Here is a 12,717-nt window from a genome sequence, read left to right on the forward strand (position 1 = left end):
GCCGCGCGGTCGTACCTTGTGCCTCGCGTTCGAGGGGTAGAGGGCGCGACCGCGCGACCTACCCTACGAACGCGTGAGGTGCAGGGGCTGCAGGGCGGGTCCGCGCGGGCCCCGGCCGGTCCCGTTGGATCACGGGAGGATCACGACGGGCGTCATGACCAGGTCGTTTGTGCCAGCACCGACACTATGATCCTTATCACTCGTCGGTGCTTCCCGAGTTGCTCCGGCTCGACGGCGACCAGGACTTTTCTCCGGCTTGGCGGCGCCGTTGTAGACAGCCGAGAAGACATGGCGTCGGAGGAATGGCGAGGGGGAGTTCTGCCCGGATATCGGGCTCCTCGATTTCAAAAGATCACGATCAGGTCGCAGTTGAAGTCTCCAGTTGAGTAGCATCCCCAGTGCTGGCAGCCGTGGGTGCCTCCTGCGCCGGGCTCGCGAGCCGGCGTCGTCGCTGGCACCGAGCCGCGCCCGGACAGCCCCGGCAACCGGCGCCTTCCTCAGCAATACTCCCGATCCTCCACCGCAAGGAGCCTGACATGTCCGCCTACGTCCGCTACTACCGGCGGCTTCAGGCACTCACTCAGCGCCTGAGCACCTACCTGGACCGGTTGGAGGCTCGCGCCCGGGAGTTCGGCGTCAGCTCGGCCCGCACCGCGATGGAGATGCAGATCACCGACCCGGCCTCCGTCTCCGCCTTCCGCTCGGAGGTCGAGGCCCAGATCATGTTCCTGCACACCAAGGCCCAACGGGTCTTCGCCAAGCACTTCGCCCCCTTCCTGGACATCGACGCCGACCTGTCCATCGAGGAGGACCGTCAGCTCTCCGCCCGCCTCCAGGACGCGGCCAACCTCGTGGCCGGCTTCGAGGTGCGCCTGCGCAACATCATCGAGGAGGTCTTCGCCCCCGGCCGCGCCGAGCAGGCCCGCGAGGAGTGGAACCGGGCCATGACCGACTGGCGCCAGGCCCAGTTCTCCTTCACCTGCGACAAGTGCGGGGACCCGGTGCCGCTGCCCGAGCTCTACCACATGCCGGTCTTCATCACCTGCCCGCGCTGTAAGTCGCGCGTGGCCTTCCAGCCGACCGAGGCCATGGCGGCCGCGCCCACCTGGGCCAAGGAGGTCGCCAAGACCACCTGCTACGCCGAGTGGCAGAAGTCCGAGTCGGAGCAGTCCGCCGAGGAGGGGGTGGGGCTGGCCTTCTTCTACTACGTCGACTACGCCATCGCCCACCACCTCATGATGAACCGCCTCCTGCCCTTCTACGTGCGCTCCGAGGGCGGGCAGGAGTCCCTGCGCCGCGACGTGCGCAACGCGCTGGCCACGCGCACCCACCAGCTGCGCCCCGACGAGGTCTCCCCCCAGTACCACGCCATGGAGTACGTCAACTTCATGGGCGGCCTGGGCCGCTCGGCCCAGATCCTGGGCCAGGAGGGCCTGAACGACCGCCGCCAGCTCATCCTCCAGACGGTGCGCGACATCATGCGCCCCGACGAGCCGCTGGCCCGCTCCATCCTGGACAACACCTTCACCGAGGAGCTGTGGAGCCAGCAGGCCCACGCCGCCGACCAGCTCTCCTGCGAGGTGCCCCGCTAGCGTTCCCACCCGCCGCCCGCCCGGCCTGGCCCGCCGGCGAAGCGGACGCGGCCTGAAGCCCGACGACGCCGACCGCGCATCCTGCGCCGCGCCCGTCGCCTCATCAGCTCTTCGTCCCCCGCGTGGCCCCGCGCCGCTCGACACCATTCCCGAAAGGACCACCATGGTCGGCTTCCGCAAGAAGTCCCAAGACAGCTCCTCCACCGCCAGGTCCTCCACCGCCAGGGCGGCTGGGCGAGGAGGCTCCGGCGCCTCGGGCGCACCGCAGCGCTCCCGCGCCGCGCGCACCGAGCCCGCAGCCCGCGCCGGGAAGGGACGGCGCACCACCGCCTCCGCCCGCCGGGGGTACAAGACCCCCGAGCAGATGGACTCGCGCTGCCTGACCCTGGCCGAGTCGGCCTCCGGGGTGCTGGGCCGTTCCCTGGACCAGGCCCTGGGGCGCCTCCCGGACGGCCCCGGCGCCCCTGCCGCCTCCGGCGCGGCGGGCGGCCCGTCCCCGGTGAGCTGGCCCGACGCCGTCGGCGCTTCGGGCTCGACTAGGGGCAAGGGGGCTTCTCCGGGTAGCGTGCGCAGCGCACAGACCGGAGCCGGCCAGGTCGACACGGTCGCGGACATCGCGTCCGACATCGAGTTCTGAGACCGGGCCCGGCGCCGGCGCCGCCAGTCGGCGCCAAGTCGCCGAGCCGGCTGCACGGCCAATGCGGCCAGGTCCAGTGCAGCACCAGTCACAGCACCGAACCCGAACCGAACCCCGCCAAGCCTGAGTCAGGCCCCGCACCGGGAAGGAGGCGATCCCGCCCATGAGCGCACAACCGGCGCTGACCCTTGAGAGGGTCGAGGCCTGGCTGTCCCAGCGCGGCATCGCCGCCGGCCCCGAGGAGGACGGCGCCGTCTTCATGGGCTTCCCGGGCTGCGACATCGGCGTCTACCTGCACGATAAGGAGGCCGCCCTCGTCGTGGCCGGCATGTGGCGCGGGCGCCCGACGGCCGACCGGCTCGACGAGATGCGCGCCTTCATCGACACCCAGCACCGCTCCACCTACGGGCCCGACCTGGCCGTCACCCCCGCCCACGACCCGAACCTGCTGCTCCTGAGCACCCAAATGGTGGCCTACGTCGGCGCGGGCATGAGTGAGGTCCAGCTCGACGCCTTCATGGACATGGGCCTGGGAATGACTCGGGCCTTCTTCGCCACCGTTCAGGAGCGCTTCCCCGAGCTCGTCACCTGGGAGGAGGACTGAATGGCCTGGTGGAACCAGCCGGAGGGGTCCGTGACCCCGACCGTGACCCTCAGGCGGCTCGCCGCCTGGCTGGCCGAGCGCGGCTACAGCTATGACATCGACCTGTCCGAGGGGGTGGTGCGCTCCTCGGTGGCCGGCTTCGACTACGTGCTCATGGTGGTCGACCGCCGGATCCTCGCCGTGCGCGCCCACCACCAGCTCGCCGGCTCAGTGCCGGGCGCCGCCGCGCTCTCGCGGGTGCGCGCCGTGGCCCAGGAGGTCTCCAGCGGCCGGCTCATCCCCGCCCTCTACACCGAGGTCGACGACGCCGGCCTGGGCCTGTGCGCCGAGGTCCTCACCAATATCGGGGCCGGGCTCGACGACGCCCAGCTGGCCGGCACCATGGACTTCGTCCTCGATGGCGTCGACGAGGCCCTGCGCGAGGTCCTCAGCATCCTCGACAGCATCCTCGACATCGGTACCGGCGGCGAGCCCGACAGCCGGTCCGACGCCGAGGCGCCCGGTGAGGCGGGCCGGGAGGCGACTACTGCCGTCGTCGCGCCGTACGAGGACGAGGGGGCCCGTGATGTCACGCCGGGTGAGGGCGGTCGGCCCGCTGAGCCCTCCCCCCGGCCCGCCGCCCCCGCCGGCGCGGACTCGCCTGCACGGGCGACGGACCCGATGAGGGGTGCGACGCTGGAGATGGCCGCCGTCATCGACGGGCCGGGAACCGACGCGCACGCGCAGTCCCCGGCGCGGGCTCATGCAGAGCCTGCCGCCGACGTCAAGAGTGACGAGAGCATGACCGCCGCGGGTGATGCTGACGGCGGAACCGGGGTTGAGACAACCAACACCCCCAAGCCGCTGCTCGTGTCCTAGCTCCCTCGGCCCCTGCGACCTCAGCGCCCCGACACCCGTTGGAAACACTGAGGTGGGGCGGGCGTCGTCGGGGCGCGCCGGTGCGGGGCCGACGAGTCGGGGGCGCCGCCGCGGACCCCGACATGCCCTGCGGTCGAGTTGCCCCCCGGTGCAGCGGTAGCGGATTCTATAACTGTTCGGTAACACTGGACGTCGGACGACCGCCCCGCTGGACGAAAGGAGACCGATACGCCTATGACGCCGTTCATCGTTGAGCGGCGCGGGATGACGGACCTCCTCCCGCGGCGCTCCTTGGGTGCGCGGACCACGTGCCGCGCGTCCTGGCAGCACACGGTGGAAGCCTTCGCCTCATGACGGCGCAACGTCAGGCTCCGCCCGGAAGGACAGACTCCATGACAACACGCGAAGACATCCTCGAGCGCCTGGCCTACGCCGATGCCCTCGGCCACGGCCCCCAGACCTCGGTCCTCGTCGCGGAGGCCGTCAGCTGGGCGGACGCCCTGGGGGACGAGGACCTGCGGATCGCCACCCGACTGGCCCTGACCGAGGCCTACCAGCAGGGCAACGAGGCGTGGAAGGCGCTGGCGCCCTTCTCGTGGAACCTCGGCCGCTACCAGCGCCATCCCGAGGCCTTCGACGACGCCCAGGTGCGCACCCTGCACTGGCACTTCAAGTGGGCGGTGGCCGTGGCGGGCGCCAACCCCAGGGTCTCCAAGGACAAGGTGCGCCAGCTCGAGGCCAGTCTCGAGGAGTTCTACCGCTCCGGGGGCGCCTCCATGCACGTCGTCCACGGAGAGCGCGCCTCGGTCGCCGGCCTGCTGGGCCTCGAGGAGGAGGCCGCCGAGGAGCTGGCCGCCTGGCGGGCCACCCACCGCGACGAGAACGCCGACTGCGAGGGCTGTGACCCCATGCGTCAGGTCGCCTTCGCCTACCGCACCGAGGCCTGGGAGCTGGCCGTGGCCACCGCCGTGCCCGCGTTGACCGGCGCCGTCAGCTGTTCCGTGCAGCCCCAGACCACGCAGTCCCTCGTGCTGCTGCCCCTGCTGGCCTCCGGCCGGCCCCGGGCGGCCTGGGAGGCGCACCTGCGCTCCTACCGGGAGATCCGCCGCAGCCCCAAGGCTCTCATCTCCCTGGCCTACCACCTGGAGTACCTGGCCCTCGTGGGGCGGGTGGACCGGGGCCTGGAGATCCTGCGCCGTCACCTGTCCTGGCTGGCGCAGGCCGAGTCCGCCTACGTGCTGCTGTCGGCCCTGCGCGGCATGAGCCTGGTGCTGCGCGAGGCCGAGCGGGCGGGCCGCGGCGAGGAGGCCCTCGGCGTCGAGGTCCCGGCCGCCGACCTGTGGTACCCGCTGCCGGGGCTGGAGTCCTCCACCACGATCTCGCGCGCCTACGCCGAGATGACCGGCTGGGCCCGGCGCCTGGCCCAGCAGTTTGACACGCGCAACGGCAACTCCACGGTCTCCGACCACCTGGAGCGCTCCCTGGCCCGGGCCGCTTTCGACGCCGCCCCCGGCGCGGTCCACGGGCTGGGCGTGGAGGTCGATCTTCTGGAGCCCTCTGAGGAGCTGCCCGAGGCGGCCCAGACGAGCCTGACCGTGGACGAGGACGGCGCCGCCCCCGACGTCGCCTCCCTCCTGGGTCTCGTGGCCGACGACAACGGCCTGGTCCAGGAGCACGCGCCCCGCACGACGTCGTCGAGCCAGGAGACGTCCGGCCGACGCGCCCGCGCCGCCACCAGCCACCAGAGCGGCGATGAGCCCTTCCCCCTGGTGGATCTCGTGCGGCCCCGGCCGGTGCGCAACGGCGAGGAGGCGGTGCGCCGCTACGTCGACCACCGCCGCACCATCGGCTCCTCGACGATGGACTACTGGTACGTCGTCGACCAGGTGGCCACGCGCGACCTGCTGCCCCCGATCGGTGAGGAGATCCCGGGCCTGGAGTACCACACGGGGCTGCTGCGCGCCGCCGCCATGACCTGCCGCACCGAGATGGAGGAGGCCATCGCCGAGCGCCTGCGGATCCGCCCCCTCATCGAGCTGGCCTTCGGGCCACTGGGCGCCTACTACGTGGACCTGCTCAACCTCGACAACGAGATCACCGCCGACTCCATCGCCGAGCGCTCCCAGGACGCCGTGCGCGATGAGCGCCTGCAACGGGCTACCTCCCTCATCGGGCAGATCGAGGCCCAGGTCGAGGACCTGGTGTCCACCGAGCTGCTCGACCCCGGGGGCACCGACGCGCTCGTCCTGGCCGCCGACGCCCTGCTCGTGGGGGCCTCGGTCCTCACCGATCTGCACGCCAAGGACGAGGCGCTCGGGGCGATCCAGGTCGTCGCCCGCGCCGCCGAGGCCGTCCCCGAGGACCGCCACGCCGAGCGGATGGAGGACATCCTCGACATGGCGCGCGCTGAGGTCCTGGCCGAGTGCGGCGACGTCTACAACGGCTGCCTGCTGGCTGAGGAGGTCATGCGCCGCCACGAGAAGGTCTCCCCGGTCCTGGCTGCCCGCGGTCGGCGTCTGCTGGGCATCTCCTCCATGGAGGTGGGCCAGTTCGATGAGGCCATCGCCCAGTTCCGCGAGCAGGCCAACATCATGCTGGCCGCCGGCATCACCCTGTACGCCGTGGCCTCCCTGCTGTCCCTGGGCTCGGCGCTGGAGGCCTCCGAGCGCTTCCTGGAGAGCGCCGAGGTCCTGGAGTCCGCGCTGGCTCTGGCCCAGCGCACCGGGGCCAGGAGCATCGCCCTGTACCTGCACCGCCTCCTGGCCCAGACCGGCATGGCCATGGGTGAGGAGGAGAGCGTCGCCGAGCACTCGCTGGAAGCCGCCCGGATCCTGCGGGACCAGGGGCGTCGGGCGCTGGCGGGGGAGTACCTCTCGCACGCGGCGATGGCCGCCTCCAACCTCAAAGACAATGTGCGCGCCGCCGCCCTGTTCCGCCAGGCCGCCGACCTGGAGGACACCCGCACCGACCAGGGCTGCCTGGACCGGGGGCGGGCGCTGCGCCGCTCGGCGCGGGCGCTGGTGGACGACCTCACCCTGCCCATGGCCCGGGCCCGGCTCGACGAGGCTCGCCAGATCATGGAGGAGGCCCGCCAGGCCTTCGCCGGCGTGGCCGACACCGAGGGCTACTCCTCGGCGTGGGAGATCGGCGACTGGCACGACGACATGGCCTGGATCCTGTGGCGCACCGGCCAGAACTGGCAGGCCGTCCAGCACTGCGAGGCCGCCTACGATGGCTACATGGACACCGAGGACCGCGACTCGGCCTCGCGCGCCCTGTGCATGCTGGCCCGCCTGCATGCCGAGCGCGGCGAGCGCGACGAGGCCCTGGCCGCCTGCGCCCGCGTGCGCGACCTGCTGGGCGAGCCGTACTGGGACGGGCATGACGCTCTGGAGTTCGTGGCCTCCATCGAGGAGACGCTGCGCTGACGTGTGGCGCGGGCTGCGCGGCCCGCAATGCGGTTCCTCCCTGGCCCGCAACACTGTCCTGGACTGCGACGCCGCCCTGGCCAAGAGATAGTGCAACCCCACGCGCAGGATGCCCCCGTTGAGTGAGGACCGTCGGCGTCGGCGGGTACGGGATGCGAGATTCCGCCCCGTGAGAATCGGGTGACGGCGGCCGATATGCGAGGAATGATTAGCCGTGGGCATCCAACCCCTCGACGACCCTCCCGGGAGGCACCCCTTGGCCATCGCAGTCTCACACCGATTCGTACCCAGCGGCGACCTGCCCGTGGAGGCGGGGCGCTACCGACTCGTGGCATCGGGGGCCTGTCCGTGGTGCCGCCGCGTCCTCATCGCCCGGCGCCTGCTGGGCCTGACCGAGGCGATCCCTGTGTCCTGGAGCTACGGCAAGGGTGCGGACGGCTACTGGGAGCTGACCGGTCCCGACGGCGAACCCGGCGTGGATCCGGCGCTCGGCGCCCGCTCCCTGGCCGAGGTCTACGAGAAGACCCCCGGCTACGAGCCGCCCCCCACCGTTCCGGCCCTCGTGGACACCACCACCGGCGAGGTCGTCAGCGACGACTCCGGCGACATGCTCTTCGACCTGTCCACTGCTTGGTGGGACCTCCAGCGCGAGGGCGCCCCGGACCTCTATCCGCTCAACCGTCGCAACTCCACCGACGCCTGGGATACGTGGATCGGCTCGCAGATCAACGTCGGCCACGCGGTGGCCACTCACTCCCAGGACCCGGAGAAGGCCGCGGCGGCGGCCAACGGCGTCCTCGTGGGCTTCGACGTCATCGACACCCTCCTGGCCCGCGCCACGCGGATGGAGGCCTCCCGTGAGGACGGCCTGACGATGCTCGACGGGCCGGCCCTGTCCGCCGTCGTCGCCATTGGCCAGTACCTGTGCGGCGACAAGCCCACCGGCAGCGACATCCGCCTGTTCACCACCGTCCAGTCCTACGAGTACGGCGGGCGCCAGCACTACCCCGGCGGGGAGGCGCCGTCAGTCTCCTTCTGGCCGGCGCTGGCCCGCTGGTTCCGCGCCCTGGAGAGCCGCTCGGGCTGGGTGGGGTCGGAGGAGCGCAGCGCCCTGGGCTGCTGAAGACAGCGCCGGTCCGGTGCGGGGCCGCCGGCGTCGGCCCGAGCCGGCGCTTGGTTCTCGCGGTCGGTTCGGGTCAGGAGGACCCGAGCATTCGGCTCAGCTGCGGTGGTTGAGTCCCTGTGGCGCATCGTCGCGGGAGTATGTGGCCGTCGCGATGGCGTAATAACCGAGAATGACGTCATCCTGGGCGGTGGCCCCGCTGCGGAAGCCGGCCGTGACGTCCTGGCGCCTGAGGCGCCGCGGGGACTCGAGGCCTCCGGCGCTCACGATTCGTCGTCAAGGTTGATGCGGGTTCCGAAGGGGGAGGGGCGGTCCCATAGGTGGGCGAGGCGGGACGTCTCCTCCAGCGGAGCGTCCAACACGGCCTCAATGGCTTCGAGTTGCTCTGACGTCACGGAGAACCAGCGGCGATCAGCGAGAATGCGCTCGGCTTCCCGTGTCGCTGCGGACAGGATGAACTCGCTGACGGAGCGGTCCGTCTGGGAAGCGGCCTGCTGAATGAGAGTCTCTTGGCGCGGTGTGGCGCGCAGATCGATTCTCTGGGTTCTACGGGCTGTTGAGATCGGCATGCTTCGGCCTCCTTGGTGGTACGGATAATGTACGTACAGGCGGGAGGGTGTGCAAGGTCAGTGACGTGCACGGTGTGGCCGCTCGGGCGGGGTGGGGTCGGAGGAGCGCAGCGCGCTGGGCTGCTGAAGGCCGCGCGGGGCCGCACTCGGTACGTCACAGCAGAAGTGTCACTCATGGCCTTCAGTCTCCTTCCCCAACGAGGATCATCGTCGGTTTGAACCCGACCGGTCAGCGGTCATCCTGTTCCTCTGGATCGAAACTCATGAGGAGGGGTGGGGCTAGCCGGCAAGGACGGCTGGGATCGCCTCATCCAGGTACCACAACCAGAACGCCCGACGCGCAGCCACATCCGTTTCCTCCACTGGCTGCCAGTTCAAAGCCCCGGCGGCTGCGCTGGCGCATGTGTAACTGGCTTCCAGCATGTCTGGAAGCATGCCGTCATCATCGTCAGTAGTATCGACGATATCGAGATCAGGATCCATATAACAAGCTGATACCACAGTGTCGGATACTGCGTCAGCTATCATAATAGCTGGAAAGTTGGACTTCTCATTCCCATATCGATCTGTAATCTTCTGGAGAAATTTTTCGCCAGCAGTCTCTCCTTCTTCTTTAGGTGTGTTTCCTGAAACGAGATTGTAGACCAAAGAAATCATTTCATCTAGTTCTGCTTCTTCTTGAAGTATGCTGTGCCATATATGCTTAACATGATGTATGCACATAAGCTTCAATTTTACACGATGCTTGAAAGAAATCTCTATGTCGTCCGGGTCGTTCATGGCTGCCCATATTCTGGTTCGCCGACGAAGGGAGAGGATGGCTTTGGGGGACGACCCCAACTCATGGTGGCCGATTTGAATCTGCTCATTCACGGAATTAATGTCAATCATGATTCCTTCTTCTCAAGTGGTTAACTATGATGAGAATCAAAGAGGCTTATTCACGGTATCCGTCAAAGGTGCTGTGACCTGCGCAAATGCGAGCGTCGGCTAGCCCTGTGAATAAGCCTCAAAGTGTCGCTTACTCAACTATTGTGCCGTCGGCCTTTTTTCAACTCCGCTTGGCGAGAGGCTGGTCCCGTCAGATCTGAAAAACCATGTTCCAGTAGGATCTGTGACGTACCAGTCCTGTTGGCGATGCTTGGCAAAGGCTCTGTACCAATCTTCACAGTTCTCGCAGACGTCACGGGTTACGCCAATGTATGGCTCGTCAGCTGCAACTGCTTCTTGTCGCTCAGCGTGCGAGGCGTCATATTGGCCATCAATGCCGTGGTCTCGAAAATCCTGCCTTCTAGGAAATCCCATTTCGTCGGTAACTTGAAGTACTTCATCAACATTTGGCCCCTGAAAACCTCCTGGGCGATCTAGGCTCCATCCACTTAGGGACTTCACGCCATTGGCGGATACCGTTTTCCTGCTCTTATACTTTTTTCCTCGCGGCATTTCCTCTCTGGCTCGTTGTGCGCGTTCATAGGCTTCCTGAGACTTCTTAACCTTATCTGGGTCGGGTGGTGTTCCGCCTTTACTGTGTGGCGGGGTGGTGCCTCCGTCGCCTCCGCTTTTGTTGGGCGGAGTGGTGGCCTCGGTTGCTTCGTCAGCACTTTTGCCGTCCTTTGCCTTGGACTTGAACTTCTCTGCGACCCAGCTGAATAATTTCTTAGCCTTTTCCAGCAGTAGCTTGAGATTCTTGGACGATGTCACGACGTCGGTGACTTCCTTGGACAAGCGAGTGGCCCAGGAGGAGACTTCAGTGACGGCCGAGCTCACTGCCCAGGGGGCGGCCAAGCCTGCAGTGAGAACTCCGATCGTGACTTTGGAGGCGAGCTTGCCGACTACGTCAGCGATCGCGTCGCGCACCAGGTCGTGCACCATGCGCACAATCACCGAGGCCACCGTCAGCCCGCCCGAGATCGCGCCGGCCAGCTGGCCGGTCATGCGCAGGTGCGCGGCCGAGCCGGCCTGCAGGGACTTGAATGCCGCCACCGCCACGGATTCCTGACCAGCCAGACGACTGGAGCATACTCGGTCCAAGTCATCAGCACACAAACTCAACTCGGTGCCGATGTTCGTCCAAGTCGAGGCAGCCGCAGTCACCGCGTCACTGTCGCCGGTGAGCTCATTGAGCCAGTCCTTCAAGGGAGACAGGTGCTCAATGAGCCAACCCACTCCAGCAGACAGTGCCTCACCCGGAGGATCCATCACCGCCGCTGCCGTGTCAGCGACCGTAGACGCCGTCGCCAGACCACCAGAGACCCAACTGTTCGACTCGAACGCCTCCTTAACCTCGAGATTTCATCGTTGAGGTGGTGAAAGTGGGGTGAAGGTGTCGCTTCGCCTGGAATAATGCGGGTTGCTGAAATCCGAGAACTCCAGGGGAAGGACACCTTCGTGGTGAAGAATAGCGGGTTGTACCCGGTTGTGGGTGTGGAGTCCGGTCAGGTGCCGGCGGTGGGTCTGGCCGGGGCGAGGCTGCTGACCGAGACGAGCGGGGTCACGGGCCTGGGCAACGAGCTCTCGCAGGCCCTGTCTACGTGGCGGCGGCCGGGGTCGGTGCACGACCCGGGCAAGATCATCTTGGATCTGGCGGTGTGCGTGGCCCTGGGAGGCCGGTGCCTGTCGGACCTTTCGCTGCTGCGGTGCGACAAGGAGGTCTTCGGGCTTGTTGCCTCCGACCCGACGGTCTCGCGACTTGCAGGGGCCCTGGCCGACCACGTCGAGGCTGTCGAGGCCGCCGTCAACCGGGCCCGCAGGACAGCGCGGCATCGGGTGTGGGCCCTGGCCGGCGAGCACTCACCGACCGCCGGCGTCTCGGCGAACCGGCCGTTGGTGATCGACGTCGACGCCACCTTGGTTAATGTGCACTCAGACAAAGAGGGTGCGGCCCCGACCTTCAAGAAGGGGTTCGGCTACCACCCGCTGACCGCGTGGTTCGACCACGGCCCCGACGGTGGGGGTGAGTGCGCGGCGCTCGTGCTGCGTCCCGGTAACGCGGGATCGAACACTGCCGCCGACCACGTCGAGATCATCCGCCGGGCACTGGACCAGGCCGGGCTCGGCCCCAGACCCGGTAGAAAGGTGCTGGTGCGCATCGACGGGGCCGGAGGCACGAAGGAGACCATTGAGCTCCTGGCCCGTCGGCGGGTGTCCTACAGCGTGGGGTTCACGCTGCCGGACCACACGCCGCAGATCCACGGGCACCATCCCCGAGGCCGCCTGGGACCCGGCCTACAACGCTGACGGACAGCCCAGGCAGGGTGCGGACGTCGCTGAGATCACTGACCTGCTGGACCTGACCGCTTGGCCCAAGGGGGTGCGGGTCAACCGTGCGCCGAGAGCGGCCCCACCAGGGAGCCCAGCTGCGCTTCGAGGACGTCGGGGGCTACCGGCTGACCGCCTTCGCCACCAACACAAAAGTAGGTCAGCTCGCCGATCTCGAGGTCCGCCACCGGCTACGGGCCCGCTGCCAGGGGACCGTATCCGCTGTGCCAAGGACACCGGGCTTGACCGCTTTCCCTTGCAGGGGTTCGCCCAGAACCGTATCTGGTGCCTGATCGTGGCCCTGGCCTGTGACCTGCTGGCCTTCTCCCAGCCGCTCGCCCTGGCCTCCACCCCCGCCCGCACCTGGGAGCCCAGGACGATCCGCCTGCGCCTGATGAGCATCCCCGCCGTCATCACCCACCGTGCCCGCCGCACCGTCCTGCGCTACAAGGCCGACCACCCCTTCACCAGCCTCCTGCTGACCGCACTGAGCGGCTTTCAGGCCCTACCCGCACCATAGGCACCCGACCGCCGCCTCCTGCCCACCACGACCCTGAAGGAACAACCCTGGCCCCTGGAAAGGCCCGACCACCGCGAGACGACACGCGGCAGACCGTCACACCCAACCGGCATAATCGCCCCCACGAC

Annotated in this window: 10 protein-coding genes and 1 pseudogene; 7 read left to right on the forward strand and 4 right to left on the reverse strand. The window is 68.4% G+C overall.

What is annotated here, in order from left to right; translation table 11 throughout:
* Nucleotides 1-536: 536 nt before the first annotated feature.
* The 6 genes from EL340_RS12080 (at nucleotide 537) to EL340_RS12105 (ending at nucleotide 8,242) form a co-directional block, all read left to right on the forward strand.
* Nucleotides 537-1,592, forward strand: coding sequence for a hypothetical protein (locus tag EL340_RS12080; RefSeq protein WP_126414770.1), 1,056 nt, complete (start codon nucleotides 537-539; stop codon nucleotides 1,590-1,592).
* 163 nt (nucleotides 1,593-1,755) lie between these two features.
* Entirely contained in the window at nucleotides 1,756-2,229 is a 474-nt protein-coding gene (locus EL340_RS12085; RefSeq protein ID WP_126414772.1) for a hypothetical protein, read from the forward strand.
* Between the two features lie 163 nt (nucleotides 2,230-2,392).
* Nucleotides 2,393-2,833 (forward strand): YbjN domain-containing protein, encoded by a 441-nt coding sequence (locus EL340_RS12090; RefSeq protein ID WP_126414774.1) that lies wholly within the window; start codon nucleotides 2,393-2,395, stop codon nucleotides 2,831-2,833.
* Nucleotides 2,834-3,691 carry an NADH-quinone oxidoreductase subunit E gene (locus EL340_RS12095; RefSeq protein ID WP_126414776.1) on the forward strand — a complete coding sequence of 286 codons (858 nt, stop codon included), beginning with the start codon at nucleotides 2,834-2,836 and terminating at the stop codon, nucleotides 3,689-3,691.
* A 392-nt stretch (nucleotides 3,692-4,083) separates the two neighbouring features.
* The gene (locus tag EL340_RS12100) at nucleotides 4,084-7,119 is read left to right on the forward strand and encodes a tetratricopeptide repeat protein (RefSeq protein WP_126414777.1); all 3,036 of its coding nucleotides are present in this window, start codon (nucleotides 4,084-4,086) and stop codon (nucleotides 7,117-7,119) included.
* A 256-nt stretch (nucleotides 7,120-7,375) separates the two neighbouring features.
* The gene (locus EL340_RS12105) at nucleotides 7,376-8,242 is read left to right on the forward strand and encodes a glutathione S-transferase C-terminal domain-containing protein (RefSeq protein WP_081381267.1); all 867 of its coding nucleotides are present in this window, start codon (nucleotides 7,376-7,378) and stop codon (nucleotides 8,240-8,242) included.
* Nucleotides 8,243-8,338: 96 nt separating this feature from the next.
* On the opposite strand, the gene EL340_RS12110 is transcribed toward EL340_RS12105, so the two are convergent.
* From EL340_RS12110 to EL340_RS15560, 4 genes are all read right to left on the reverse strand, one after another.
* On the reverse strand, nucleotides 8,339-8,509 hold the full coding sequence (locus EL340_RS12110; protein ID WP_232023060.1) for a hypothetical protein: 171 nt from the start codon (nucleotides 8,507-8,509) through the stop codon (nucleotides 8,339-8,341).
* Nucleotides 8,506-8,811: a type II toxin-antitoxin system TacA family antitoxin gene (locus EL340_RS12115; protein WP_126414779.1), complete on the reverse strand. Its 306-nt coding sequence runs from the start codon at nucleotides 8,809-8,811 to the stop codon at nucleotides 8,506-8,508. The genes EL340_RS12110 and EL340_RS12115 overlap by 4 nt, the downstream gene beginning before the upstream one ends.
* Nucleotides 8,812-9,090: 279 nt before the next feature.
* Nucleotides 9,091-9,702, reverse strand: coding sequence for an Imm5 family immunity protein (locus EL340_RS12120; protein WP_126414781.1), 612 nt, complete (start codon nucleotides 9,700-9,702; stop codon nucleotides 9,091-9,093).
* Nucleotides 9,703-9,840: 138 nt separating this feature from the next.
* Nucleotides 9,841-10,947 (reverse strand): hypothetical protein, encoded by a 1,107-nt coding sequence (locus EL340_RS15560; RefSeq protein WP_232023061.1) that lies wholly within the window; start codon nucleotides 10,945-10,947, stop codon nucleotides 9,841-9,843.
* Nucleotides 10,948-11,199: 252 nt separating this feature from the next.
* Between EL340_RS15560 and EL340_RS12130 the strand changes: the two are divergent.
* Nucleotides 11,200-12,589: pseudogene (locus EL340_RS12130) on the forward strand (IS1380 family transposase).
* Nucleotides 12,590-12,717: the final 128 nt, after the last annotated feature.

Source organism: Actinomyces viscosus (genome assembly GCF_900637975.1).
In the GTDB taxonomy this organism is placed as follows: Bacteria; Actinomycetota; Actinomycetes; order Actinomycetales; family Actinomycetaceae; genus Actinomyces; species Actinomyces viscosus.